Source organism: Spirosoma pollinicola (assembly GCF_002831565.1).
GTDB classification, from domain to species: domain Bacteria; phylum Bacteroidota; class Bacteroidia; order Cytophagales; family Spirosomataceae; genus Spirosoma; species Spirosoma pollinicola.
In genome coordinates this window covers 8,293,308-8,318,906 of sequence record NZ_CP025096.1, presented here as the reverse complement: position 1 = coordinate 8,318,906, position 25,599 = coordinate 8,293,308, and the positions used below count along the sequence as shown (strand labels likewise).

Here is a 25,599-nt window from a genome sequence, read left to right as displayed (position 1 = left end):
GGATTTTGTCGTTTATTTCCCTTTCCGGGCGAGACAAAAGATTACCATCCAATTTTAGATGCATTAGTGAAGCTATTCGGGTTTAATCTCTCACCGTGCCTTCCTAACCTTTTAATCTGGTCTTAGATCGAAGGCGACTAATGGATTTTCACTTATTCATTTCTGATCACCATGTTCAAAAAAGTTTTCAAATGGACTGGCATAGTATTAGGTAGCCTGGTTCTTCTGCTCCTCCTCTTTTATAGCATTGTTTATACCCAAACCGAAGCGGGTATAAATAAAGTGTACCATGTAAAGCTTCAGCAGCTACACATTCCCGATGACTCGGCTTCTTATATCGCTGGCCGACATGTTGCCGAGATTAGAGGTTGTGTGGGTTGTCATGGCGCTGATTTGGCTACGGGTGAAGTATTTGCCGATAAAAATTCGCCAATCGGGTTCATACAAGCATCGAATATTACCAGTGGCAAGGGTGGCATTCAATATAGCGATCAGGACTGGGTTCGGGCGTTGCGGCATGGACTGGGAAAAGACAACAAACCGCTTTGGTTTATGCCGTCGCACGAGATCTGTGGCTTGTCGAATCAGGATATGACCGCCCTGATCAGCTACGTTAAGAGGCAGCCGCCGGTGGATAAAACGACTCCGCAAAAATCGATCAAGCCACTGGGCCGGATTCTGACCTTCATAGGCGAGTTCCCGTTATTAGCCGCCGAAGAAATCGACCATAACGCCATGTATGTAGATGACGTAAAGCTGAAAGTTAATGCCGATTATGGAAAATACCTGGCTATCACGTGTACGGGTTGCCACTCTGCCAATTTCAAAGGGGCTCCTTCCCGTTCACCTGAACAGCCGCCTATCCCCGATATTTCATCAACTGGCCGACTGGGCAAATGGACCCCTCAGGAATTTGTCCAATTGTTTCGTACTGGCAAAACCCCTGAGGGACGTGTATTAAGCAAATACATGCCGGTTAAATTATTTACGTATTCTGACGATGAACTAAAAGCTATCTACTTATTCCTGCATAAAGTGAACTGAAGGCGATAACAGCCAACCCGCTATGCCATCCAGGCGTACAAATGATATGTTACCGCCAGCCCTAAACAAAGCCCGACCTATGAATCTATTTCTGGTATATCCGCATCGCTTTACGTATTCAGAAGGCAGTTTTTCATCACCAGCAACGGCGCTGACGCCCACTATTCAGAAAAAGTTTGAACGGCTTTGGCACCTGGTCGGAAACACGCCCATGCTGGAGTTATTCTACACTTATGGCGGACAGCCCTGTTCGCTCTACGTAAAATGTGAGCAATACAATCTGACCGGCAGTATGAAAGACCGAATGGCGCTTCATGTGTTGCATCAGGCGTATCGGGAAGGGAAGATTAGACCGGGCGACCGTATTGTTGAAACCACCAGCGGCAGTACGGGAATAGCTTTTTCGGCAATCGGGCAGGCGCTGGGGCACCCCGTGACGATTATCATGCCCGCCGGTGTTAGCCAGGAGCGTATTGATATCATTCGGAGTCTGGGGGCCGACATTGTCCTATTTACGAAAGAAGAAGGCGGTTTTATGGGCGGTATTCAACGATCAGAAGAGATGGCGGCTTGCGACCCGTGCGTTTTTTTGCCCCGCCAGTTCGCTAACAGGGACAATACGGAAGCCCACCGCCTGACAACTGGCAAAGAAATCTGGCTCCAGCTTCAGAGCGTTGATGTTAGACCGGATGCCTTTGTGGCCGGTGTCGGTACCGGCGGTACGGTCATGGGTGTAGGACGTTATCTCAAATCCCGAGACGTTAACATTCGTATCCATCCGCTCGAACCCGCCGAATCACCAACGTTATCAGTAGGTTACAAAACCGGAACCCACCGGATTCAGGGCTTATTTGATGAGTTCGTTCCAGAAATTCTACAGTTAAACGAACTGGATCATGTCGTGCAGGCCAGCGATGGCGACGCCATACTAATGGCCCAGAAACTGGCCCGGCAACTGGGTGTCGCGGTGGGAATTTCGTCGGGAGCAAACCTGGTCGGTGCTATTAAGCTACAACAGGAAATGGGTCCCATTGCCCGCGTGGTAACTATTCTGTGCGATTGCAATAAAAAATACCTGAGTACCGACCTAGTTCGGATAGAACCTGTTAGGCCAACTTATATTGCCCCTAACGTCGAGTTTACGGATTATCGCCCGATCAGCCGCTTATTAGCTGACCGGCCGGGTGTGTTTTAACATTTATTCTCTTGACCTCTATAGTATGGATGTATTACTTATCGGAGCCTCTGGCACCATTGGCAAAGCAGTCGATCACCTCTTCAACGAGCAGGCGTTTACGCTCATCGGCGCATCCCGTTCCACACAACCCGGCGTTGATTTTACCGATCTGGCCAGTATTGATGCCTTTTACGAGCTAATCGGCGAACTGGACGCTATTCTGATCATTGGCGGTGATGCGGCCTTTGGTAGCCTGGATCAACTGACCGATTCCCAGATTGAGTTAACGTTATCGAATAAACTGATGGGCCAGATTAACATGGCCCGCAGGGGCATAGCCAAGCTCCGGCCCAATGGTGTGTTTGTGATGACGGGGGGTATGTTAGCGTATACTCCCTGACCCGGAACATCAATGGTTGCCATGGTCAATGCCGGCCTGGAAGGTTTTGTCAGAGCGGCTGCCCTGGATATGACTCAGGACCGTCGGCTGGTGATTGTTCATCCTCCTCTGGTTGCCGAAACGGCTAGTTCATTTGGCTTGGACGAAACCCAATTTCCGACGGCCGCTACAGTAGCCAGGACCTATCTGGAAGCCGTGGAGAGTGGCCAGAATGGTACTGCTGTTTTTATGAGCGGTTATGCCCCGGATAATAGCTTCAGCCTGACCAACGATCGTATTGACAGTAATCCTGTTCTAACCAACTATATTATTTGAACTGATCAATCTGCTTCGGTAGGAATATACCAACGCTTTTCACTCTATCTATTTACTAATCAACTCATGTTATGTCCTACAAACGATCCATTATAAGTTTTTTTCTGGCAGGTAGCCTACTTACAGGATGCCAGGATCACCGGATACCTGACCCCGTTCAGGTCACTACAACTACGTTAGCTACCGGCTTAGTGGGACTCATTGGCGTAGAAACCGACGCCAGCGGACGAGTCTTCGTAACTGAACAAGGAACCGGTAACAACGATGGCCGCGTATCAGAAATCACACTGGATGGAAAGGTGCACCCGGTTATTACAGGCTTATATTCCTTCACACGGCCTGATAACGAACTGGATGCTACCGATCACCTACTTATTATCGGCACCACCCTTTACGTGCTGAATGCCAAGGGCTTGTATACACTGAGTCTGGATACATATAAAACAGGTGATGCGCCGATCGTAGCGTCCAGCTTAACGCCTGAGAATATTCAGCAGTTTGTTATAGGCCAGTCGCTTACCAGCGATACCGGCGAATCTCACCTCTATAATATGACACTCGGGCCTGACGGAGCCCTGTATTTTGCAGATGCAGCCGCTAATGCCATTGTCCGACGCTCGCCGAGCGGCCAACTGAGCATCGTAGCGGAAGTGCCGGGTATTGCTAACCCAAATCCGGCTGGACCTCCTCCAGGACCACCATTTATTCAGGCGGTTCCTACGAATATTATTTATGATGGCAAACAGTTCGCCATTAGTACGTTGCTGGGCTTTCCGTTCCCGGCCGGTAAAGCGCTCATTTATCGGATGGACTTAACTGGGAAAATCAGCGTTTTTCAGCAGACTTTCAACAGCCTGGTCGACATCGAGAACGATGGAAATGGCAACTATCTGGCCCTTGAATTTGCCACCTTTGGCGCAATGGGTTGGACGCCGAACACGGGTCGGTTGCTACGGGCAAAGGGTACCAGCAGTGATACACTGCTGGATAAGCTGAACATGCCGACAGACCTAAAAATAGTGGATGCTCACACTGCCTATCTTACCAGCATGGGCGACGGGACCTTATCGAAGATTACGTTTTAGAGTTTCTCTAGCCAGGATTAATCAGGGCAACTGATTAACCCTGGCTAGCTTATGCATACTCAACCGTCTACCCTATTAATTTAAGGCTATGACCCTTTACTTTAACCTGAGGGCTTCCGATGGTTCCCTACATAGTCCATGTGTTTGCTGTGCGGAACTTGAGATACAACTGGAAGTACTAAACAGTTTCGTGGCTCTTGGTAACGTTCTCGTAGCGGCCTATCTGATAGATGATGAAGGCATTCGCATTGATTTACCTGTCGGAGCATTTGACGGCTTACCAATTGTCAATTGTCTGCGAAATCTGACAAAAGAGTATCAACAATTGCTTGGGATTTGTCATGGCGCCAAATAAAAGAGTAGTTAACTAAAAGACAACCGGTCATCGTTAGCACAAATCGATTACTAACAGCGATTTAGTTTTTTGGCTAGTACAATTAGTTACCATTCTACTGAATAAATACAGGAAGTCAAATTAAAAGGGACCCTTTTACGAAAATGAGCATCAATAGCCTGTCAGTAGAAAGCGATTAAACCCAATTGAAGCTGTATACATCACTATCAAAGTGGTTGTTAGCGATAGGCAACCATTCATTAGTTTATGGCAATAATCTCTTGTGTTAGTGTTAACCACGGTTAACTTAATCAGTCGCATTGGGCATCCGGTAAGCAAACCCGCCCAGAAAAAATCACCTCTCTATCCACGATCGGGGACAGCTGTATCGGATCCTTTTCATTTTTGCCCGTACGGCCACGCCTTTTTGTATCAAAGACCAAAGGTCATTGGTGTTTTGTCAGGGCTAAAATTTGTAGTATCCAACGGGCACCACGGCTGGTAAATCAACTCGCAAAGCAACGCTGCCAGCCAGAATGGACGCTCAACCGCAAGACGAAAAATTACTATACCTGTCGCTGAACATCAACCTGAAATCCGTTAACTCACTCTATTTGCTTCCTACACAATAATGGAATTTTTACCCATTGTTACCTCAACAACCACTTCCTCAACGGGTTATACCGATAATGGCCGACTGTTCGGATTGCCCCTGGAAGAGTTAATGTATTTGCAGGCAACCAGCAATTACAGCTGGCTTCACTGGAAAAACGGAAAAAAGACACTCATGGCCCGCACCTTAACGTATTACCAGGCTCAACTGCCTAAGGCCTATTTTATCCGTCTTCATCGAAATTGTGTCGTTAACCTTATGTACGTGGAGCGGTTGGAAATTGCCGAGGCTTCTAAAAGTGGGCTGGTGTACCTGCACTCAGGAGCTGTTTTGCCGGTGTCCCGCCGGCGCTTGTGCCAAGTCAAGCGGTCGGTATCACGCTACCAGACTGCCTGTACCGATATGGCGTAAGCAAACTGCTGATGGCCCCAAAAGGGGCCTATTTTAAAGTCGAATCTTCACTAAGTTTGATCAGGCATAGAATAAGGTCATTGACCATGGGGTATGAAGCCGGTGACTAATCAGCACCGTAAAGAGACACCAAGAGGTTAGTTGTTCTCAAAGTTATCTGGATGAATCTAGGACGGGTCGGCGTTTTGGCCATGTCAAACTAGTGGTTCTTAAAAGTTAAGTGGTCGGGTAAAGTTTGTGTAGTTTGATTCTTGCTTCTTGATTAGTGAACTGCCAGTTGGCTTTGACTTGTCTTTGATTGCGTTTGGTTTGCCAGGCTCTGACCTCCCTAACCAACTCGTCTTTAGTCGCGATGTGTCGGTTTAGACAATCTCATTGTAAAACTGACAGTTCGATTTCGGCCATGTCTAACCAAGAACCATGCTTGGGAGTGTAAACAAACTCTAGCCGATCCAGATACGCTTTTGCTTTTTCGGCCTCGAAGACCGCGTAAAAGGTGCTAGACTTATGAGCACCGCTCGGGCGGCCCCGTCAGATCGAGGCATCCAATATTGCAGCAAGAGTTATATTGCCTTGCTGGATGCTTCTGATGTACAAATCAGCATGACCCAAACGGGCGACCCGCTGAATGATAACCCTGTGGCGGAACGAGTGAATGAGTGGCCGCCCGTGCAGTATACTTAAGGAAGAGTATCTAGCTCATCGGGCTGTACACTCGTTAGCTCAAACCGAGTTGGTCCTTGGATGGGCTGTTTTTCTTTACAACTACAAACGCCCTCACCTAAACGGTCCGCCGTGGCGGTTGTGACATGCTGGTGCCTGAACAGGTTCACAAAGGGGAGGGAAAACTAAAGCGAAGGTGGAAGAACTACTATCCTCAGAAGCAATCGGTTGATGTTTTTAAATAATGAAAATAGAGTTTAATTTACTGGTCAATAAAAAAAACGGATTACTAACAAACGGTCAACAAAATTCAGGACGGGTCAGCATGCTTGTCTGAGTAAATAAGATCATGTTCAGTAGCAAGAACTATTAATAAGTTAACTAGTTAAACAATATGGCAAGGCTACTTCGTTTTGGTGAGCTTTATAGGCCTGTCAACTGAATCCACACCCTGAGTAATAATTTGTGTAATAAGCGTGTAGTGTTCGTTTAATCTATTTCTTATCCAACGATGAATTCTTATGAAAAAAAATTTCTCCAATCTTAGGGAATTAGCCTGCCTAATTCAATCGTCTACTCACTTACATTGGTTCAACTTTTACATAGTAACGTTGATTGCCATGGGGCTGCTCATAGCACACCCAACCAGGGCCCAAACGTTTCCGCCTAATTTTGCGGGGATTCAATTAGCCACAGGCCTTGATCCGGTGGGTATGGATATCGCTCCCAATGGACGCATTTTTCTGACCGAAAAGAGTGGCAACATTCGGATCGTATCAAATGGCACCTTGTTGCCAACGCCCTTCCTTACGATCCCCAATGTGGATAATTATAATGAGCGGGGGGTGCAGGGGATTGTGCTCGACCCCGATTTTAGCACCAATAATTTCGTGTATGTTTATTATACTTATAAAGCACCCGGAGGGTCGGTTAGTAACAATCGGGTCAGTCGGTTTACCGCCAACGGCGACATAGCCCTTAGTGGGAGTGAACGAGTACTGCTCGATATTGACCCGCTGTCCTCGGCGGGTAACCACAACGGCGGCTCGCTTGCTTTTAAAGACGGAAAATTGTTGATCAGCGTTGGAGAAAATGCAAATGGTGACAACGCGCAATCATTCACCACTCTAAAAGGGAAAATCCTGCGTCTGAATCCAGACGGCAGTATCCCAACAGACAATCCGTTCTACAATTCAACAGTGGGAAATAACCGGGCGATCTGGGCTCTGGGCTTACGAAATCCATTTCGAATTGTCGTGCAGCCCGGAACGGGAACGGTCTTTGTCAACGATGTAGGCCAAAGCGCCTATGAAGAAATTAATCAGGTCGTAGCCGGTAAAAATTATGGCTGGCCCGGCATTGAAGGCAACAGAACCAATCAGACGCCCCCAACGAATTATCAGGATCCGGTTTATGCCTACAATCACGATTCGGGCTGCTCTATTACAGCCGGCGAATTTTATAACCCTTCGACTGCCCAGTTTCCCTCTTCATACATGGGGAAGTATTTTTTCGCTGATTATTGTGGAGGATGGATCAAAACTATGGATCCGGCTACAAAATCCATTACTTCATTTTCTACAGGTCTGAATCGACCTTTGGTTATTAAAGTAGGGCTGGATGGCAGTCTGTACTTCATCGCCAGGGGGGGTATCGGGGGCGGTTCAGATGCCGACAATACATCGAGTAACGGTGGTGTTTTGTGGAAAGTAACGTACACCGGAAATGGAATGCCGGTTGTGGCGGTACAGCCTGTCAACAAAACGGTATCCGTTGGTGAATCCGTTACATTTTCAGTATCAGCCTCTGGTACACCAACTCCGACTTATCAGTGGCAACGGAACGGAGTAGCTATTTCGGGTGCAACTGCCGCCAGTTATGTTCTTCCCAGTGTTACGCTGAATGATAACGGAGCGGTTTTTAAGGTGGTGGTTAGTAATTCGGCGGGTAGCGTTACCAGTGGCGAAGCAACCCTAACAGTTTTGACGAATCAAAAACCTACAGCTACCATTATTACACCGACAGCCGGCAAAACGTATTCGGGAGGGGATGTAATTGATTTTTCCGGTAGGGGTGTTGACCCCGAAGATGGCAATCTACCTGCCAGTGCGCTTAGCTGGCGGGTAGATCTTTACCATTATGATATACCGACTCATTTTCATCCGGTTCTGGAGTCCACCAGTGGAATCAGTTCCGGCAGTTTTACCATACCCGTATCCGGTGAAACATCCCCGCATGTACTTTACCGTATCTATTTGACCGTAACCGATTCTAAAGGAGCCACTACGACTAGCACGGTCGATGTCAATCCGATTCAGTCAGTTATTACGCTGGTTAGTCAACCCGCGGGACTGACGGTAAAATTTGATGGCACCGTTGTAACAACCCCCTTCACGTTTACGGGTGTTAGTGGTATTAGCCGCAGTCTGGATGTGGTAGATCAGACTAAAAATGGATCAAACTATACATTTTATTCCTGGTCTGATGGGGGAGCTGCCGCTCATACGTTAAACACACCCTCTACGGCTGCAACAATCACGGCTACTTATATTCGCTCAGCTGATGTTGTGTCGGGTGTAACAAATGGTGTAAGTTATACTTACGTAGAAGGAGAGTATGCCAGTTTGCCTGCTTTTTCAACCCTGACACCTGTGAAAACAGGTACAACCACGGACTTTACTTTAGCGCCCAGAAATCGGGAAGATAATTTTGCATTTCTCTTTAAGGGTTATGTCGACTTGCCCACCGATGGAAAGTATACATTTTATACTCAATCAGATGACGGCAGTCGGCTGTCGATTGGCGGGGCTGTAGTAGTCGATAACGACGGGTTGCATGGATTTTTGGAGAAGTCGGGATCTATCTATTTGAAAGCGGGAAAGCACGCTATTGACGTCACTTTTTTTGAACGTGATGGCGATCAGATATTAAATGTGCTTTATGAAGGACCAGGAATAGGCAAAAAAACGATTCCCTCTTCTGTCCTGTTTTACGCCCCGGTTGGTACACCAGGTTCGGGTGGGCTTGCCGATGGAATCTATGAACTGGAGCCCCAACACGCCATTGGGAAACGATTACTGGTCAGTGGAGCGGGTACGGCCGACGGTACTGAGGTCCAGATTGGAACCGCGAATGGTAGTGTGTCGCAGGGGTGGAAACTGACTGATGTAGGCGGTGGTTTTTATGATCTTAGTCCGCAGTACATCCTCTCCAAACGGCTTGATGTGAATAATGCGGGTAGGGAAAATGGCACTAAAGTTCAGATCTGGACGAGTAACACAACCCAGGCTCAGCGCTGGAAAGTGATCGATAAGGGAAACAACATCTACGAATTCGCTCCTGAGTGCGCCCTCGACAAACGACTCGATGTTTCTGGTGTGTCTACATCAGACGGGACTAAACTAATCACCTGGACGTCCACTGGTGGGGCTAATCAGCGATGGAAATTGATCAGTAGGTCGTCGGCCCGTCTAGCCGAGGAGCGTATACCGGGAGATAAACCAGTTGGAACGGGGCTAGCGAATTACCCAAATCCGTTCGACCAGACAACAACGGTTACTTTCCCGATATCTTCCTCAGCCCGCCAGTCACTGATTCAGATTTATACCTTACAGGGTGAACTAGTCCGTAGCATTGATGTATCAACTAATCAAGAAGGACGTTATGAACTAAGCCGGGACCGCTTGGGGGATGGAATATACATTTACCGTTTACTTGGTGACGGTATTCTAAAAGCCAGCCAGCGGTTGATCATTTCGAACTAATGCGATAATAAACTGGGTAAACCCAATTTATTATCGCATTAGTTGCAACTACCAAAGTGGGCCAGATTTCAAATAGCCCGATTCATGTCAAATGAAAACGCATAATTTTATTGACCAAAACGACCATTTTAAGGTCGTTTTGGTCAATAAAATTATACGTTTTCATTTGACTTTAGAGAAAGGAAAAAGGAACGTTTACGGTTGACAATCAGTACCTTAAACTTCTATTTGACATTTGGCCCGCTTCGGTAGTTGTAACCAAAAACAAAAGAGATAAGCCATTCTGGCGTAGATTTTTTTCATCCTTGAGGAAGTCCCTAACGGAGGCAGGAGCAACTAGCTAGTCGATAGCATTACCTGACCCCGTTTCGGTGACTGCTTACCCACACTAAACTACTCTAAAAAGATGCTTCAATAGCCCGTCAACTTACTTACCAAACAGGCCCCCCAGCATGCTACCCAGGCCTCCGCCCTGACCGCCCAGCGAGCTCATCAGGCTTCCAGCGTCAACACTCGAGTCATTAGGGTCATTCGCTTTGTGCATCAGTTTGCTCAGGACCATTGGCACCAGGGAGCTCGCCACCGACATCGCTACCTGGGGAGAGATCCCCAGCTTACTCATCAAATCCTGCTGAACCGTTTGTTGAACGCCCTGCGTGGCGGGATGATCCGACAGCGTACTGCTATCACCCTGGCCGGTCGCCATGCCCAGTAAACTGCCTAACCCACCACCCTGGGCCTGTTGGCCCAGCCCGTTCATAATGCTACCCGTGACCGTTTGAAGCACGTTATCGTTTTGGTCATTGGCGATGGCCGGATTGTTTACCACTGACTGACCAGCGTGCTGCTTGACGAGATTCATAATCGTTTCGAACATGATCGTTTGTATTTAGAGTATCGGCCGAGCCGCCTTACTATATGAATCAACTAACCGGCAAGCGGATTGATTGTTTCGTTTAAGGCCTGAATCGCCCGAAAACCCATCAATTGATGGATCAGAATTAATCCGCTATGGCGTTCTTTTAGCAGTGGGACAAAGAATTACGCTAAGCAATTATGACCTTAGTGGTCATAATCCATTCTCAATAACTCACTCCATTGCGCCGGGATGTAGTCGGGCCGAAAATAGCTGGTGAACTTCAGCGAAGGATACAGTAAGTCCCAACCTCTGATACGACATAAGCGTTGATTCGCCAAGTCACTAAATCGGGGAGAGAACTGAAGACCAAGCAAATCAAACAGCGCAAATATGATGTCTCTGTAACCACCCGTATCAGTTGTATGCTCAACAATCTCTAAATCCGTCTTGTTGCCCAAAATCTCGTCCAGCACATAGGCAGCATCTCTGATCGCGGAGGGAACAGTTTTACTGCCATACTGCGCGTATTGATCGGAGGAATGGATTAACAACGTATAGCCCTTACCGTATCCGTAGTAACGTGGAATTGCCTGCGCGTTCCGGATCTTGCCACTAACCGGGAAGCGCTGATCGTCAGAAGATGATAACAACCCACTCCCCAATACGGAGCCAGCCACTGTTTGTGCTGATAATTGACCAAGCGGACGGTGGCCCGTTTAAGGGTTTCTTCTCGCAAGTAGTTGGTGGAAAATTGACGATTGGCTTGGTTACTGCGAACCCGTATGCTACTGATTAGATTGGACAGATATTAAAATCACCGTAACAGGCCCTCGTATTGCACATTTCCGTACCTCACCTTTTTATAAGGGTACCATCGTAACTTGACTTTACGCTTTCGCTGGTGCATCTGGTGCGGAGTTAAATAATTCAGCGAAGCGTGCGGACGAACCGTGTTATAAGCCGTAATCGCTCGTTCAACACCCTCGGCGGCTGCGGTAAAAGAGGTAAACGTACGGCTAAGTTTGCAGTCGTCTTTCAGAGACTGAAGCACCCGCTCCGCCAGGGAGCTAGCTAGCTAGTCTGAGCTTCTCGAAGCTCTCGTTGCAACCTTCTGATCTGTTGCTGTTCGTCAGTAAGTGTGGTATTGGCAGGCAACGTTTGATCGTTTTTTTTGTGGCGTTGTCTCCATTTGCTGATTCGTCCTGGATCGATGTCCAATTCGCGGGCGGCTTCTTGAATTGATCCTTTTACATAAGACAGCTCGACAGCCATTTCCTTGAATGCTTCGTCAAACACACGTCGTTTAACCATGGTCAAATTGAAGTTTGGCCTCAAATCTGCCTAAAAAAAGTCTCCAGTCAAATGTAGCAAGTTCAATAGTGCCTACTAGATGAAATCCTTCCGGCTGAAGGGACAAATACAAATCAGACAAAATCAACCGGGGCAGGGTTCGCTGCTCAAGCAGACAGGCTTGCAAATAGCTTAGGGCCGTGACCACGTTAGGGGCATGAACCGTGTACACTTCAGGGAGTATGCCTCTTAGGGCAGTACGAAGAAAAGCCCACTGGACTTCCTCATCTTTAACGACTAGCAGCCAATCCGTTGTATTGATAGTCGTCATGAGGTACTAACTAGGTATGCCAACTCCTTGTTTCTTTAGGAGCTAACTAAAAAATGACACCTACACCTCTTATACTGTCACTCCATTGGAAAGGTGGCTGTAGGTACGGAGCTAACCTCCGCTACATGGACAACACGACAACAACGTAACAGGAGCCAACCAGGCCAGTCGAGCCAAAATTAAAAAGACCTCGCATCAAGAAGGTACGCCCCCTCCCAGTCAGCAAACTAATGTTCAGCTTTTTGATTAGGCAACCCGTAGCGGGTAGCGAGGAATTAACTTCTCAGCAAACCCTTATCCTAGCCCATAATGTCGTAATCTAGATAACCCTGTTAATTTATTCTTAAAAATAAAAACATTCCGCGTCAATCTTGTTAATGATAATAGCAACGCATTAATACATGATCTGATATTGTTGCAAAACGCTCAACTAGGTAAACAACCAATTGGGAAAGTACAGCAGCTATTATAAGCTTCATTAATTAGCGGAATAATTTACAACGTTTTGACAAACTAACCTTGGAACAACTTAAACGCAACCGGGCCGCTACCACCCAGCGCATTGTCACCGCCCTGGAAGAGGTGCTGGCCGAACAGGGTATTGACGGGGTATGTATAACCACAATAGCCGAAAAAGCAGCCGTCAGTAAAGTACTCATTTACCGCTATTTTGGCGGCTTACCGGGCTTAATCGAATATTATGTGCGGATGGGCCATTTGGTCCCCCACTACAGTCCAGACTGGCTGGAGCAGATCCAGCCCGTTCATGCTGAGGACCTGGCCCCCGTTTGGTCAAGCCAGACGCTACAACTGTTTCGCCGTCTTCGGGCTTCCCAATCATCCCGTGAACTACTCAAGGCTACTGTACAGGAAAGCAGCCCTTTATCGGAAACAGTTAGCCGAACGCTGGATGAGGAATTGACTCATCTGGTCGATCAGTTATCCTTCGTTAAGGGGGGCGATCATCAGGCCATGTCGGCAATACTGTTAGGGGCCTTGTCCTATCTTACTATACAGGCCCAAAACGACCGGCCGATGATTGGTCTTGACCTGCGGAGTGAAGCCGTTTGGCAGCGAATCGAAGAGTCAATTCGAGGCATTTACAAAGCAATGGCTCATTCAGCCAACGAATCGACGACCACTAAGGTGGCCCTCAGACCGGCTTTTGCTGCCGTTAGTAGTTGGGATAATTAACATAACACGTTGGTATCCATTAAGTGGTAAAAAAGAGCGTGTCATTTCATTCATCTAAACAGTCGTGCCTTGTGGGGTTCGGCTGTTTTTTTATAAATCTGTGGCAATGCCAGGCCGTAAAACTCGAATTTTAGTGAGCAGATCATCCTTCTCGTATTTGATGTGACTCTACGGTATGAAAATTATCACATGAAGCTATAAGTAGAACCGACTTAGCTAGACCATAGGCTCATTAGGGCTGACATTGGCTGAACAGTCGGTAGCCCGATAGAATTATATATTCCGTTGCCGAATAGGGGTAAAGCTTGCTCGGGCCGGATTAGACTAGCTAACAAGCAGGCATTTCGGCTAGTCTAAGTTTGATTCTAGCCTGTTGGTTGAGTTGATTTAAGATATTGGTATGAGCCGCCAATCTTTTGAAGGCCTGCTGACTGGTTGACTGATTGTCTCCCGGAAATTGGCCCAAGTCCTGCTCTAGTTTGGCTAACTCTTCATGCATGGTTTTAGCTAGTTGCACCAGTTGGTAAAAGGGACACTGACCAATGTAGGCATCACTCGTTGAATGAGTAGTCATATGAGAATGTAAGGCGTTGTAATACATGAATAAGCCCGTGATGGCTTCACACCAGCTGGTTAGTACCCGACTGGGGTCGAGTTCATCATCATAGTCAATATAAGTGTCTGAGAGGGGCGTATCCATTCAAGCGGTGTTTACTTTTACTGGCGATAGTTAAGTGGAAAAGTAACTCAAATGGACATAGGATAGAGTATTGGTTAATTTTTTATCGAACGGTGATTATAGTAACACAAACTCTACTCTAACGACTAATGGAAGCGATCTGTGGGGGATTGATTGGTTTTCTTCTCGGCTATTTATTGTGCATGGTTCTGGCCAGTTTAGAGGTTCAACTAGGGGCTAAGCGAGAAGATAAAGTAGGTGAGTTGTACAAACAGCAGCTGGAGGAGCAGCAGGCCAGCATTACTAAGCAAAATCAGTTAATTGCTCAATTGGTGGAGGACAAGGCAAAGCTGGTCATCCGTCAGCAACAGGTGAGCGACAAGCTAAGCGAACTCCGAAAGCAACACGAACGCACGCTCTCGGCCTTGAATTAAGAGACCCAGCCGCAGCGGGAAGCGTATCTACGGCTGGGCGCTAGTGATCATTTAGAGAAGCCGGTGCACCAGCAAGAATTATAGGTAATTGTGTCAACCGTAAGTAGCCATATTGCCCGTAAGTCTGAATTGAGTGGTTTATAAGGGAGGGTGTAAGATTTTTATTGCGCCTTCTTCTGAGAGAAGGTTAAAGGTCGAGCAGCTTCAATAACCAACATGTACAACAAAGGCCAATTCTATTGTTTCATATAGTGAGTACAGTAAATCGGGTGGCTATGGCTACCCTTTTTCTTTGATCTACAAAGAGGGGGCTATTAGCCCTTGATAAATAATTACATCTCTCCGCCTCCCTTTAAAATGGCAGCCATCACCTCTCGTAGCTGAGCATCAAAGCGGGTCATAACGCTAGCCATCTTGTTAACCTCCCGCTGCAGGTCCTGTTAGTCCGTGGTGCTATTGATGTATGTCGTCAGCCAAAAGTGGACAAAAGGGGTGAAAATGGTTAGAGATAATTTCCAAAATTGTTTCACCTAAATCACCTTAGTTATGTCTATATCGGCCAAATCATCCCAGCCTAAGCGTGCCGCTACCAACCCCTCGACTGCTGCGGAACGTAAATAAGCCCTATCCCTCATTAAAGACATCCAGCCGGACGCCGGCGCGGGACAAACCCGACGTCAGTATACTGCTGAAGAAAAGATTGGCACCGACCAGCCGGCGCATTGTTCTAGAAGGCCTACAGAACGAACAGTCAGTGGCCAAGATTTGTCGGCGGGAAGGACTCAACATCAACATTTATTATCGATGCATCGGACTGCCGAAGCAGTAAAGATTGTTTAGAAGCTGGTAAAAAGTGATTGGCAGGCGATACCACTCGCTAAGGTACCGTGCCAGAAGTACAGTCCATTAAGTCAGAAAATGACGTCTTTCCAAGAACTCAATTGTCAGGATGGAAGTGCAGCCCTTTAAATTTATTGTTATCCTATTTTGCTTAATAATTATTTATATAAAAATAATAGTATATACTTAATATTTACTATTATTGTATAATATTAATTAAAATGATATATGATTACATATATGAATTTCTTATAATAGCCTTTATGTAGATCATAGCCAGTTATAAGTACGATCATTTTATGAAATCCAGACCTCGAATTTGATCTGACTGCCTCTGCCAGTGGGTTGGAGCCAACGCTTACCCAACTGGCCAAAAGTAATCTGGCAGGATCGACTATAAACAATACGTAAACCGTACTAAACTGTACCTACTGGATGAGAATTGGTATTGAAGCCCAGCGCCTGCTGAGACCCCAAAAGCACGGCATGGATGTTGTAGCACTGGAGTTGATCAGAGCCCTACAGTCAATTGATCAGGAAAATAGCTATTTTATCTTCGTTCGGCCCGATCAGGACGAAGCCTGCCTGAACCTACGGGATAATTTTACCCTGGTGCGGGTGACGGCCTTCAATTATATTCACTGGGAGCAGGTGGCTCTTCCGCTGGCCATCCGCCGGTATAAGCTAGATGTACTGCATTGTACGGCCAATACCGGTCCCCTGTTGGGGAACGTTCCGCTGATATTGACCCTACACGATACGATGTTTCTGACGCCCCCCGCGGCGGGCTCCACCGCGACGGCTTACCAGCGGTTCGGCAATCAGTACCGCGCCCTGTTGGTTCGGCGGTTGATCGCCCGCTGCCAGACAATTTTGACGGTGTCCAGCTTCTCCCGTCAACAGATTCGATCCGACCTGAATCAGCCTCAACTCGCCATGGAGGTGCTTCATAATGGCGTAAGCCCCCGGTTTTCGACACCTCTCTCCCTGGCCCAGCGTTGCCGGGCTCAAACCCGCTATCAATTGCCTGCCCGCTATTTCCTGTTTCTGGGAAGTGCCGATCCGAGAAAGAATGTTAAGAATGTGTTACGGGCTTTTCTGCTGTACGGGACAATCGATGAAACGACCCGACTGGTCTGTAGCGGCCAGTGGCCGGCCGCCCTGTCAACCTGGTTCACCGCCGAGGAATGCCTTCAGCTAAGCCGGCGCTGCCAGTTTGTTGGCTATATACGGGCCGAAGACCTGCCCGCCGTGTATGCGGCCGCGACCGTCTTTCTGTTCCCTTCCCTCAATGAAGGATTCGGGTTACCCATTCTGGAGGCGATGGCCTGCGGGACGCCGGTTATTACCAGTACCTTAACGGCCATGCCCGAAGTAGCCGGCCAGGCAGCCTTGCTGATTAGTCCCCATCGGCCGGCTGAGCTGGCGGGGGCGATGCAGCAGCTGGTGCAGGATACGGTCCTGCGACAAACGCTGATTCAACGGGGTAAACAGCAAATCAACCAATTTTCCTGGACTGCCAGTGCGCGTCAGTTACAGGCTATTTATCAACGATACGCTACGGATGTCAAGGCAATAACGCCAACGGATTATCGGCTGGCCGACTCGGTTATTCCCTAAACATGCAATGGGGGCCAGTTTCATTCAGTGGACCTGCCACTGGCCAACCCACCGCAGGTTTATGGATAAGGGCTCAAAAAAGAAACGACCCCGTTGGTTACTGGCCAATACGCTACCGTTTGAAAAATAGATATATATAATGCGTTTCACTACTATAGAATGCGTCTTTATTTAGATTCCGTAGGCCGGCGGTCAGCGAAGGTGTTGCCCGCGCGTTTTCTGCTTTTTGGGCTGGCCGGGGTAGTCATTGGCCTGACGGCTCAGGCGCAGCACCAGAATGTTCGCTTCACGTATTTGACCACCAACCAGGGCCTTTCTCAAAACAACGTGACCTGCATTTTGCAGGACCACAAAGGCTTTATGTGGTTTGGTACCCAGGACGGGCTTAATAAATTTGATGGCTATTCCTATACGTTGTATCGAAATAATCCTCGGAAACCCGCCAGCCTGAGCCATAGTTATATTCATGCCCTGTTTGAGGACCGGCAGGGACGACTTTGGGTGGGTACGGATGGGGGGGGGCTTAGTTTGTTCGATGCCAGCACGGAAACCTTTACCAATTATCGGCATATCCCAAGCCTGGCCACCAGCCTGGCTCACAATAAGGTGATGGCCATTGCCCAGGATGGCCAGGGGCAACTTTGGGTGGGGACTGAAGGGGGTGGCCTGGATCGGTTTGATCCCCAAAAAAAGACGTTTACCCACTTTCGCCATCAACCCCAAAATCCCCATAGTCTAAGCCAGGATCTGGTGAGTTCAATTTGCATCGCGCGCAGTGGCGCTATTTGGGTTGGCACCCGGGGGGGTGGGTTGAATCGACTACTCCCCCAAACCAATACCTTCCGGCATTACCTCCATCATCCGGCCGATCCCCACTCGTTAAGTCACAACCAGGTAAATACCTGTTTCGAAGATGCCGGGGGGCAACTTTGGGTGGGGACCGAAGGGGGTGGTTTGAATCAATTGATGCCGGAGTCGAGTACGTTTACCCGGTATCAGCCGTCAACGGGGCCCAAACCCTCGATCACCCATTCGGATATCGTTACCCTGGCCGAAGACCAGCACAAGAACCTCTGGATCGGTACCCGCAATGGCGGCATTAACATCCGGCACCCGGATGGGTCCTTTTCGTATTATACGTATAATGAAGCCGATAGCCACGGCCTTAACAATGGCTCAATTTACGCGATATACCGGGATCGAACGGGCACGATGTGGATCGGCACCTATTCTGGAGGGGTCAACAAGCTGGATGCGGCACCCCCAAAGTTCAAGCTTTATCAACGGACCCGGACCAATATCAACAAGCTAACCAACAACAATATCCTCTCAATTCACCAGGATCAGCGGGGCGATTTATGGGTGGGTACCGATGGGGGAGGAATCAACGTGCTCAAAAAAGGCAAGACGGCCTTCACGGCCTTCCTGCATGCAGAAGGCTTGCCCCGAAGTATCGGCAGTAACTACGTACTGGCCATTCACCAGGATGCCCGGCAGCGTATCTGGACGGGTAATTATAAGGGCGGGCTAACCGTATTTGATCGGGCCAGCGGGAGCTTTGCGCAGAAAGGGAACTTACGGCCACTCAGTATTAGTGTCATTCTGGAGGCCCGCAATGGCGTCTTCTGGCTGGGTACGTTCGAAGATGGCCTTATTCGCTATGATGACCGTACCGGAGCCCTAACCCACTACCGGGCGAATCCGGCCCGGGAGAGCGCCCTCAATTATCCGACGATTACCACCCTTTGGGAAGACAGAGCGGGCAATATCTGGATGGGCACCGAAGGCGGGGGCATCAACGTATTTCATCCTGATCAGGGCCGTTTTACCCACTACGTCCACGCCGACCAGAGTCCGGGAAGCCTGAGTAACAATCTGGTAACGATCCTTTTCGAAAGCGCCGCCGGGCAACTCTGGATTGGGACCAACAGTGGCTTAAACCGGTTTGATGCCAAAAACCAAACGTTCAGGGCTTACCGGCAGTCGGATGGGCTGCCCAACGAGGTGATTCAGGGTATTCTGGAAGATACGCATGGAACGCTGTGGCTTAGTACCAATAAGGGATTGAGTGCTTTCAATCCCCAAAGGGCCATCTTTCGCAATTTTGATCTGAGTGATGGCCTACAGGGCAGCTCGTTTAACCGGATGGCCTGCTATAAAAGTCCGGACGGCCAACTCTTTTTTGGGGGTCTGAGTGGGCTCAATAGTTTTTACCCGGACAGCCTGCGAAACAACCCGGTTATCCCTCCGGTATATATTACGGATTTCCAGCTCTTCAACCGATCGGTTCAGGTGCAGGATGCCCAATCACCCCTGAGCAAAACGATTAGCGAAACCCGGGACATTACCCTGTCCTACCAGCAATCGGTTCTTACGTTTGGTTTTGCGGCCTTGAATTATACCCTGTCCAATGCCAACCAGTACGCCTATAAACTGGATGGCTTTGATACCAACTGGATTCAGACGGGTACCCGGCGAACGGCAAGTTATACGAATCTGGATCCGGGGGACTACGTATTCCGGGTCAAAGGGAGCAACAATGATGGGGTCTGGAATCAAAGCGGCACCTTTGTTAACCTGCACATCATCCCCCCTTTTTGGCAAACGGACTGGTTTGAAATCCTGGCAGTCCTGTTCTTTTTGAGTAGTCTCTATTCGGTTTATCGCCTGCGGGTCAGGCACATTAAGCTTCAGAAACTCACCCTGCAACAGCAGGTGCAGGAGCGGACCCGGGAGGTAACCCAGCAACAGCACGAACTCCAGGAGCAGTCCACGCAGTTACAGCGGCTCCACCAGACCCTCGAAGGACAGTACCGGGAACTGGCCCAGCAATCGGAGCAGGAACAACTGGCTCGACTGGAAGCGGAAAAAGCCAATACTGCCAAAAGTATCTTTCTGGCGACCATGAGTCATGAGATTCGTACGCCCATGAACGGGGTGATCGGCATGACGTCCCTGTTAGAGGATACCCCCTTATCGGATGAACAGCGGGAGTACACCGAAACCATTCGCAGTTGTGGCGAAGGGTTATTAGGGATTATTAATGACATTCTTGATTTTTCCAAGATTGAATCCGGCCATCTGGAGTTTGAAGAGCAGGCGATTAACCTGCGGGATTGCATCGAAGACGTGTTGGATCTGTTTGCCCGCAAAGCCGCCCAGATCGGACTGGACCTGATTTATCAGATCGATCATCAGGTACCCACTCAAGTTATAACGGACGGCCTTCGGTTACGTCAGATCCTGGTCAACCTGGTAGGAAACGCCATTAAATTTACCGAGCGGGGCGAAATTGTGGTGAGTGTCCGCCTAGTGGCTCACCGGCCCGGTCAGGGCATCGAGTTAGGGTTTGAGGTGCGTGATACAGGTATCGGTATTGCGGGGGACAAACTCGATCGCCTGTTTAAGGCATTCTCCCAGGTGGACTCCTCCCATACCCGTCAATATGGGGGTACGGGTCTGGGCCTGGTCATCAGTAAGCGTCTGATTGAGTTGATGGGTGGCCACATTGAGGTCATGAGTGAGGTGGGGCAAGGAACGCGGTTCCAGTTTACCCTCCTGAGTCAGGTTAGCCAGCAGGCAACCCGGCAGTATGTCTACGAACACGGGAGTGTCGCCGAAGGGAAACTAGTCCTGTTGGTGGATGACAATGCCACCAACCGGCTAATTCTGAAAGCACAGCTTGAACACTGGTCTTTGCTGCCTCTAGTTGCCAGCTCGGGTCAGGAGGCCCTGGCGATTTTGGCTCAGGGCACCCGCCTTGATTTGGTGATCACCGATCGACAGATGCCCCACATGGATGGCATTGAACTGGCCAGAGCGCTAAAAGCGATTCAGCCGGATTTGCCCATTATCCTGCTGAGTTCGATGGGGGATGAAAGCCGAAAACTGTATATTGATTTATTTACGGCCATCTTAACCAAGCCCGTTCGTCAACAGCAACTCGCCCAGGTAGTTGAACAGGCGCTAAAATCGCACCGAACGCCCCTGCCGGCGGTTGCCGCTCGCCCGGAATCGACCTACAGCGTGGACTTCGCCCGGCAATACCCCTTACGTATCCTGATCGCTGAAGATAACGTAATCAATATCAAGCTTCTGGAACGGGTGCTTACTAAGTTGGGGTATGAACCCGTGGTGGCCCACAACGGTCAGGAAGCGCTTACCTGTGTAGGGAGTGGCTTTGATTTAATTTTGATGGATGTGCAAATGCCGGAGATGGATGGGCTGGAAGCCACCCGCCAGATCCGTCGGCTACCCATCGCTCAGCCCTGGATCATCGCCCTGACGGCGAATGCGATGCAGGAAGACCGGGGCCTTTGTCTGGAAGCGGGTATGAATGAATACGTGAGTAAACCCCCAAAATTGGAACTGTTGAAGCAATCCTTCCAACAGGTAAGTCTATCCCGTAATCGATCGCTGCTAGCTGCTGGGGAGCGCGTGAGCGCATCCTGACTCTAAGCTTACTATTAAAACTACGTAGTCTAATGAACGTCACCAATTGCCCTAAACATCTTCCGCCGACACAACCCCCAAACAGCCCAATGGGTACAGCCGAGTACGCCACCTTGTCAGCACCGGGCGGTTTGGGGGTAATTGATTCGGTCGAGCCAGGCCCATGTTTTCAATGGGCGGTATTCTTACAAGCGGTGGACCATGAGCAGGCGTTAGCCCTTGAGTTACTGGCGTTAGTGCTCGCTCAGACACCGGGCGAGATGTTGGCCCTGGAGCAGGCTTTGACCGAAAATGACCTGGGCGCCCTTCGTCGCATCATCCATTCGCAAAAAGCGTCCTTTGAGGTATTTGGCTTACTTGAGGTAGTTCAGCTGGGCCGGGCTGTGGAGCAGCAGCTGGCGGCACCACAACCCGACGGCGATGTTTCCGGTTTGATTCGACAATACGTTCGTATGCTAAAGGCTGAATTAGCGCTTATGCAACTGGTCTTACAAACAACCCAGGAGTGGTGATCTATTCTGATGGTGGAGAAAATAAGGATAGCTGCAGCTATTGATAACTTATTTTTTATTTAATTGGACCATTTTCTGAACGTTTTCAGGCATCGGAGCTGAGCATTATACTATCCCTACAGGTCATAACAAGCGTTCAGTTGGGCAAGCGTTTTCATGAACAATATCATCAAATTTTTCAATTGTATTTTTTAAGGAAAAAAGTGCTAATTAATTTCAGACTATGTGTTGAATAGGGTAAAATGTACAGATAAATCAAGTGCACGACGGACGTCATGGCTTTGTTACCAAAGGAAAATATGGATCCGTTCAGACTGACAGGATGACCTGGAAAGGGTAAATATTCAGAAGCGCCCGGTAGAGGCTTTGGACTTAACAAGCCTAAAGCCTCTACAGAATGAGCTTTTTTACTTGTAGCTGCCATTCACCAGGAGATTGCCATCTTCTGTGACCGAATAACTTTCGACATCCCGGAATTCTTTTACCTCATAGCTTTCGGCTGAGTCAAGCGGATACTTTTCTTTAAACAACTCTTCAGCTTGTTGGCGAGTTTGATCGACAAATACGGCGCAATATTGATAGGAATCTTTCCGGTAGACAATTAAGATAACCGGGCTTGGCGTAGGTAGGTAAGAAGCGATTTGATTTTGCATAGCTGAAGCAATCGATAAGATGGTAAGCCAGACAACCCGCTGTTCTTCGCCGTTGTTCAGTATAACCAGGTAGATTGTTATCCTATGCTTCATCCCTGTCGCTAAAGCTTTACCCTAGACTCGATGTCCAGGTAACAACCGTTTATCAATAGAGGAGTAAAGAAGCCTTCTGTTAAACGAATTAAGCGTTATCACGAGCAACTAATTGTCTAGTTGTAGTATTAATTTTTTATAGGTTTAACGTACGGTGACCCGAACATAGCGACGAATCAGGTAAGGTCTTTGTTGGCCGTGAAGCTTCGTTTTGGCCTGATTAATTGACCTGATCGTTCAACGATCGCCAGCGGTCGCGGCACTCAGCGCCATACATTATTTATTAATATTGCTTCCATGGCCGGCGAGAACCTTTAACCAAACAAAACGTTAGGATGCCAGCGCTAAAATGGTCGTATCTATGGCAACCAAAACTGATTTTTCGATCAACAAATCGAAAGCCCCTGGGTCTAAGAAGCAACCCGATACGTACGACAAACCTGAATTACGCCACAGGATCAGGGAAGACATCAAAGCGGGTGATAAGGGGGGCAAACCCGGTCAGTGGAGCGCCCGTAAAGCGCAACTGTTGACCCACGAGTATGAGAAAGCGGGGGGCGGTTACCTGAGCGATCAGCGGACCGGCCAGCAGCAGCACCTAACCCAGTGGACCGAGCAGGACTGGCAGACCGCTGATGGTGAACCCGCTCAGCGGGCAGGCGGCACCACGCGGTATTTACCCAAAGAAGCCTGGGAGGAACTATCCCCCGCCGAGAAAAAAGCAACCACTGCTGAAAAACAGGCAGGTTCTAAAAATGGGGAGCAGTTTGTCGCCAACACCGAAAAGGCGAAAGCGGCCCGTAAAAAAGCATAAACTCAACGCGCCAGTCGATTAACGTGCTCATACCTCAACTAAACCCAGTTGGTCAGCCATGAGCAGGCCATTTCCAGAACCTGGTTACCCATACCACTGCCGCTACACCCGGTAGAGATCCAACCAGCCCATGAATACAACCATCATTCACTGGTTTCGCAATGACCTGCGGCTGCACGATAATGCCGCACTATACCAGGCCTGTCAGGACGCTAAACGGGTATTGCCCGTCTTCATTCTGGACCCCGATTCGCTGGCCGTTTTACCCGATATTCAGGTGCCCCGGGCCGGGGGGCACCGTCTACGCTTTCTACTGGAAAGCCTGGCTGATCTACGCCGGAATCTTCGGAAGCAAGGCTCCGACCTGTTGATTCGGGTGGGCAACCCGGCTCAGGTGCTGGCCGAATTGACCCGTCAGCATCAGGTCAGCGCCATTTATGCTGGCCAGGAAGCCACCCCCGAAGAAATCCGGCTGGAAGAGCAGGTGCGGCAGGCTCTCAAACCCCATGGCGCCCAACTGAACCTATTCTGGATGCTCTCGCTCTACCACCTGGACGATTTACCCTTCGATCTGTCGGAATTACCCGATGCCTACCGGGATTTCCGCAAGGGTTGTGAGAAACAGACCACCGTACGTGATGAGGTGCCCGTGCCGCATTTGCCCACTTTACCCGATGTTGCCATAGGTCGGTTGCCTAGCCTGAAAAGCCTGGGTGTAAAGCCCCCAGCGACTGAGGCGCGGGCTGTCATCCACTTTGTAGGGGGTGAAACTACCGCGCTGCACCGGCTGGACACCTACTTCTGGGAACGCGACGGGCTTCGTCAGTACAAACACACCCGCAACCAGTTACTGGGCGAGGACTATTCCAGCAAGTTTTCGGCCTGGTTGGCCAACGGATGTTTGTCGCCCCGGCGGATCTATTGGGAAGTCAAACGCTACGAGCAGGAACGCAAAAAGAACATATCGACCTACTGGCTGGTGTTTGAGCTGATCTGGCGGGATTATTTCCGATTTCAGGCCGCCCGGCAGGGGTACCGTATTTTTCGGGCCAGTGGCCCCCGCAACGTGCCAACCAAGGGTTGGGAAAAAGACTATATTTTGTTTACCAAATGGGCCGCTGGTCAGACCGGTATCCCCTTTGTCGACGCGAATATGCGGTAGCTTAATGCGACAGGTTTTATGTCCAACCGGGGGCGTCAGAACGTGGCCAGTTTTCTGCTGCACCGGCTTGAAAAGCCCGATCTGAGCGTGTGGTGGCCTTGGGGAGCAGCGTATCTGGAGAGCCAGTTGATCGATTATGATCCGGCCAGCAACTGGGGGAACTGGAACCAAGTTGCCGAGGTAGGGGCGGATGCACACGGGGACCGCTATTTCAACATTTACACCCAGGCCACACGCTATGATCCCCAAGGGGCGTATGTCAAGCGCTGGTGTCCTGAACTGGAGCAGGTACCCGCGGATAAGCTTCATCTGTTATCGCTCAATAGTACCCAGGAGCTGGCCAGTTGGGGCGTCGAGTTGGGCGTCACTTACCCGTTTCCATTGGTGAACCCCTTGAAATGGACGCGTCGCAAACAAGAGTCAGGGGATAACTAATACTCCTGTCATTCATTTATTGAAGCGTTTTACTGAAAAAAGTAGTTAACAGCTAGAATAGTTGCCAACGGTGTCTAGAATCGTTCACGAAAAGTTCGCCTTTGCTTAACGCTTACTATGATAAGTACAACTTAATTTAATAGCCTACAAAAACTATATTATAGCTAGTTTAACGGTAAAATACAATTTGTTGCAATATGCATGAAATGGGCTCGTCCGTAATGGAATAAGCCAAAGTATGTAAATAATAAAGGGAAGATCACTTGGTAAAAAATTGTATTTTATTTAGTTAAGTGGCATAAATTATCTTATTTTAAGAGAATATTCTAAGATTGATCGCACTATATGAGCCGCGAAAACAGGCCGGATTGTACGCTGGAAAGGGGAGACAAAAGTCCACTAGCATGTTAAGTGAATATCCCTAG

Annotated in this window: 22 protein-coding genes and 3 pseudogenes; 17 read left to right on the top strand and 8 right to left on the bottom strand. The window is 48.8% G+C overall.

The window, feature by feature from the left end; genetic code table 11:
• The first annotated feature begins 171 nt into the window (after positions 1 to 171).
• The 7 genes from CWM47_RS35315 to CWM47_RS35285 all read left to right on the top strand — a co-directional run bounded on the left by CWM47_RS35315 (position 172) and on the right by CWM47_RS35285 (position 5,379).
• Positions 172 to 1,044 carry a cytochrome c family protein gene (locus CWM47_RS35315; protein ID WP_100993194.1) on the top strand — a complete coding sequence of 291 codons (873 nt, stop codon included), beginning with the start codon at positions 172 to 174 and terminating at the stop codon, positions 1,042 to 1,044.
• A 79-nt stretch (positions 1,045 to 1,123) separates the two neighbouring features.
• Entirely contained in the window at positions 1,124 to 2,239 is a 1,116-nt protein-coding gene (locus CWM47_RS35310) for a PLP-dependent cysteine synthase family protein (protein ID WP_100994174.1), read from the top strand.
• 25 nt (positions 2,240 to 2,264) lie between these two features.
• Positions 2,265 to 2,621: a Rossmann-fold NAD(P)-binding domain-containing protein gene (locus CWM47_RS35305; RefSeq protein ID WP_100993193.1), complete on the top strand. Its 357-nt coding sequence runs from the start codon at positions 2,265 to 2,267 to the stop codon at positions 2,619 to 2,621.
• A gap of 12 nt (positions 2,622 to 2,633) precedes the next feature.
• Positions 2,634 to 2,936 carry a Rossmann-fold NAD(P)-binding domain-containing protein gene (locus CWM47_RS35300; RefSeq protein ID WP_100993192.1) on the top strand — a complete coding sequence of 101 codons (303 nt, stop codon included), beginning with the start codon at positions 2,634 to 2,636 and terminating at the stop codon, positions 2,934 to 2,936.
• 71 nt (positions 2,937 to 3,007) lie between these two features.
• Entirely contained in the window at positions 3,008 to 4,021 is a 1,014-nt protein-coding gene (locus tag CWM47_RS35295; protein ID WP_100993191.1) for a ScyD/ScyE family protein, read from the top strand.
• Positions 4,022 to 4,109: 88 nt separating this feature from the next.
• The gene (locus tag CWM47_RS35290; RefSeq protein WP_100993190.1) at positions 4,110 to 4,376 is read left to right on the top strand and encodes a hypothetical protein; all 267 of its coding nucleotides are present in this window, start codon (positions 4,110 to 4,112) and stop codon (positions 4,374 to 4,376) included.
• A gap of 610 nt (positions 4,377 to 4,986) precedes the next feature.
• Positions 4,987 to 5,379 (top strand): LytR/AlgR family response regulator transcription factor, encoded by a 393-nt coding sequence (locus CWM47_RS35285; protein WP_100993189.1) that lies wholly within the window; start codon positions 4,987 to 4,989, stop codon positions 5,377 to 5,379.
• Positions 5,380 to 5,595: 216 nt separating this feature from the next.
• Here the strand turns inward: CWM47_RS35285 and CWM47_RS39595 are convergent.
• Positions 5,596 to 5,889 (bottom strand): annotated as a pseudogene (locus CWM47_RS39595) (transposase); the annotation flags it as partial.
• Here CWM47_RS39595 and CWM47_RS38535 point away from each other — a divergent pair.
• A complete protein-coding gene (locus CWM47_RS38535) occupies positions 5,887 to 6,063 on the top strand; it encodes a hypothetical protein (RefSeq protein WP_157816162.1) in 177 nt (58 codons plus the stop codon). The pseudogene CWM47_RS39595 and the gene CWM47_RS38535 sit on opposite strands and share 3 nt — an antisense overlap.
• 599 nt (positions 6,064 to 6,662) lie before the next feature.
• A complete protein-coding gene (locus CWM47_RS35280) occupies positions 6,663 to 9,806 on the top strand; it encodes a PQQ-dependent sugar dehydrogenase (protein ID WP_170069480.1) in 3,144 nt (1,047 codons plus the stop codon).
• 427 nt (positions 9,807 to 10,233) lie between these two features.
• Here the strand turns inward: CWM47_RS35280 and CWM47_RS35275 are convergent, their stop codons facing one another.
• The 5 genes from CWM47_RS35275 to CWM47_RS35255 form a co-directional block, all read right to left on the bottom strand.
• Positions 10,234 to 10,683 (bottom strand): DUF937 domain-containing protein, encoded by a 450-nt coding sequence (locus CWM47_RS35275; protein WP_100993187.1) that lies wholly within the window; start codon positions 10,681 to 10,683, stop codon positions 10,234 to 10,236.
• 185 nt (positions 10,684 to 10,868) lie between these two features.
• On the bottom strand, positions 10,869 to 11,342 hold the full coding sequence (locus tag CWM47_RS35270; RefSeq protein WP_100993186.1) for a Tn3 family transposase: 474 nt from the start codon (positions 11,340 to 11,342) through the stop codon (positions 10,869 to 10,871).
• Positions 11,343 to 11,479: 137 nt separating this feature from the next.
• The gene (locus tag CWM47_RS35265; RefSeq protein ID WP_240625616.1) at positions 11,480 to 11,716 is read right to left on the bottom strand and encodes a transposase; all 237 of its coding nucleotides are present in this window, start codon (positions 11,714 to 11,716) and stop codon (positions 11,480 to 11,482) included.
• A gap of 20 nt (positions 11,717 to 11,736) precedes the next feature.
• The gene (locus tag CWM47_RS35260; RefSeq protein WP_100993185.1) at positions 11,737 to 11,976 is read right to left on the bottom strand and encodes a transposase; all 240 of its coding nucleotides are present in this window, start codon (positions 11,974 to 11,976) and stop codon (positions 11,737 to 11,739) included.
• The gene (locus tag CWM47_RS35255) at positions 11,969 to 12,286 is read right to left on the bottom strand and encodes a hypothetical protein (RefSeq protein WP_100993184.1); all 318 of its coding nucleotides are present in this window, start codon (positions 12,284 to 12,286) and stop codon (positions 11,969 to 11,971) included. Before CWM47_RS35255 ends, CWM47_RS35260 begins: the two co-directional genes overlap by 8 nt.
• A gap of 519 nt (positions 12,287 to 12,805) precedes the next feature.
• Between CWM47_RS35255 and CWM47_RS35250 the strand changes: the two genes are divergently transcribed.
• Positions 12,806 to 13,480, top strand: a complete 675-nt coding sequence (locus tag CWM47_RS35250) for a TetR/AcrR family transcriptional regulator (protein WP_100993183.1) — start codon at positions 12,806 to 12,808, stop codon at positions 13,478 to 13,480.
• Between the two features lie 328 nt (positions 13,481 to 13,808).
• On the opposite strand, the gene CWM47_RS35245 is transcribed toward CWM47_RS35250, so the two are convergent.
• A complete protein-coding gene (locus tag CWM47_RS35245) occupies positions 13,809 to 14,180 on the bottom strand; it encodes a hypothetical protein (protein WP_100993182.1) in 372 nt (123 codons plus the stop codon).
• Positions 14,181 to 14,308: 128 nt separating this feature from the next.
• Between CWM47_RS35245 and CWM47_RS35240 the strand changes: the two genes are divergently transcribed.
• The 5 genes and pseudogenes from CWM47_RS35240 (at position 14,309) to CWM47_RS35225 (ending at position 22,017) form a co-directional block, all read left to right on the top strand.
• Positions 14,309 to 14,593 carry a hypothetical protein gene (locus CWM47_RS35240; protein ID WP_100993181.1) on the top strand — a complete coding sequence of 95 codons (285 nt, stop codon included), beginning with the start codon at positions 14,309 to 14,311 and terminating at the stop codon, positions 14,591 to 14,593.
• A gap of 633 nt (positions 14,594 to 15,226) precedes the next feature.
• Positions 15,227 to 15,447 (top strand): annotated as a pseudogene (locus CWM47_RS40510) (hypothetical protein); the annotation flags it as partial.
• A gap of 421 nt (positions 15,448 to 15,868) precedes the next feature.
• Positions 15,869 to 17,053 (top strand): glycosyltransferase family 4 protein, encoded by a 1,185-nt coding sequence (locus CWM47_RS35235; protein WP_100993180.1) that lies wholly within the window; start codon positions 15,869 to 15,871, stop codon positions 17,051 to 17,053.
• A gap of 159 nt (positions 17,054 to 17,212) precedes the next feature.
• Complete coding sequence (locus tag CWM47_RS35230; protein WP_240625615.1) at positions 17,213 to 21,505, top strand: hybrid sensor histidine kinase/response regulator; 4,293 nt, start codon at positions 17,213 to 17,215, stop codon at positions 21,503 to 21,505.
• 32 nt (positions 21,506 to 21,537) lie between these two features.
• Positions 21,538 to 22,017 carry an Hpt domain-containing protein gene (locus CWM47_RS35225; protein ID WP_100993179.1) on the top strand — a complete coding sequence of 160 codons (480 nt, stop codon included), beginning with the start codon at positions 21,538 to 21,540 and terminating at the stop codon, positions 22,015 to 22,017.
• Positions 22,018 to 22,424: 407 nt separating this feature from the next.
• Here the strand turns inward: CWM47_RS35225 and CWM47_RS35220 are convergent, their stop codons facing one another.
• Positions 22,425 to 22,763 carry a hypothetical protein gene (locus tag CWM47_RS35220; protein WP_100993178.1) on the bottom strand — a complete coding sequence of 113 codons (339 nt, stop codon included), beginning with the start codon at positions 22,761 to 22,763 and terminating at the stop codon, positions 22,425 to 22,427.
• A 361-nt stretch (positions 22,764 to 23,124) separates the two neighbouring features.
• On the opposite strand from CWM47_RS35220, the gene CWM47_RS35215 reads away from it, so the two are divergent.
• Both CWM47_RS35215 and CWM47_RS35210 read left to right on the top strand, forming a co-directional pair.
• Positions 23,125 to 23,577 (top strand): hypothetical protein, encoded by a 453-nt coding sequence (locus tag CWM47_RS35215; RefSeq protein WP_206170572.1) that lies wholly within the window; start codon positions 23,125 to 23,127, stop codon positions 23,575 to 23,577.
• Between the two features lie 130 nt (positions 23,578 to 23,707).
• Positions 23,708 to 25,174: pseudogene (locus CWM47_RS35210) on the top strand (DASH family cryptochrome).
• The last annotated feature ends 425 nt before the right edge of the window (positions 25,175 to 25,599 follow it).

Excerpts from the sequence above, each read along its gene's own strand:
- CWM47_RS35315 (WP_100993194.1), top strand. The coding sequence starts at position 172 with ATGTTCAAAAAAGTTTTCAAATGGACTGGCATAGTATTAGGTAGCCTG.
- CWM47_RS35310 (WP_100994174.1), top strand. The coding sequence starts at position 1,124 with ATGAATCTATTTCTGGTATATCCGCATCGCTTTACGTATTCAGAAGGC.
- CWM47_RS35305 (WP_100993193.1), top strand. The coding sequence starts at position 2,265 with ATGGATGTATTACTTATCGGAGCCTCTGGCACCATTGGCAAAGCAGTC.
- CWM47_RS35300 (WP_100993192.1), top strand. The coding sequence starts at position 2,634 with ATGGTTGCCATGGTCAATGCCGGCCTGGAAGGTTTTGTCAGAGCGGCT.
- CWM47_RS35295 (WP_100993191.1), top strand. The coding sequence starts at position 3,008 with ATGTCCTACAAACGATCCATTATAAGTTTTTTTCTGGCAGGTAGCCTA.
- CWM47_RS35290 (WP_100993190.1), top strand. The coding sequence starts at position 4,110 with ATGACCCTTTACTTTAACCTGAGGGCTTCCGATGGTTCCCTACATAGT.
- CWM47_RS35285 (WP_100993189.1), top strand. The coding sequence starts at position 4,987 with ATGGAATTTTTACCCATTGTTACCTCAACAACCACTTCCTCAACGGGT.
- CWM47_RS38535 (WP_157816162.1), top strand. The coding sequence starts at position 5,887 with ATGAGCACCGCTCGGGCGGCCCCGTCAGATCGAGGCATCCAATATTGC.
- CWM47_RS35280 (WP_170069480.1), top strand. The coding sequence starts at position 6,663 with ATGGGGCTGCTCATAGCACACCCAACCAGGGCCCAAACGTTTCCGCCT.
- CWM47_RS35275 (WP_100993187.1), bottom strand. The coding sequence starts at position 10,683 with ATGTTCGAAACGATTATGAATCTCGTCAAGCAGCACGCTGGTCAGTCA.
- CWM47_RS35260 (WP_100993185.1), bottom strand. The coding sequence starts at position 11,976 with ATGGTTAAACGACGTGTGTTTGACGAAGCATTCAAGGAAATGGCTGTC.
- CWM47_RS35255 (WP_100993184.1), bottom strand. The coding sequence starts at position 12,286 with ATGACGACTATCAATACAACGGATTGGCTGCTAGTCGTTAAAGATGAG.
- CWM47_RS35245 (WP_100993182.1), bottom strand. The coding sequence starts at position 14,180 with ATGGATACGCCCCTCTCAGACACTTATATTGACTATGATGATGAACTC.
- CWM47_RS35240 (WP_100993181.1), top strand. The coding sequence starts at position 14,309 with ATGGAAGCGATCTGTGGGGGATTGATTGGTTTTCTTCTCGGCTATTTA.
- CWM47_RS35235 (WP_100993180.1), top strand. The coding sequence starts at position 15,869 with ATGAGAATTGGTATTGAAGCCCAGCGCCTGCTGAGACCCCAAAAGCAC.
- CWM47_RS35230 (WP_240625615.1), top strand. The coding sequence starts at position 17,213 with ATGCGTCTTTATTTAGATTCCGTAGGCCGGCGGTCAGCGAAGGTGTTG.
- CWM47_RS35225 (WP_100993179.1), top strand. The coding sequence starts at position 21,538 with ATGAACGTCACCAATTGCCCTAAACATCTTCCGCCGACACAACCCCCA.
- CWM47_RS35220 (WP_100993178.1), bottom strand. The coding sequence starts at position 22,763 with ATGAAGCATAGGATAACAATCTACCTGGTTATACTGAACAACGGCGAA.
- CWM47_RS35215 (WP_206170572.1), top strand. The coding sequence starts at position 23,125 with ATGGCAACCAAAACTGATTTTTCGATCAACAAATCGAAAGCCCCTGGG.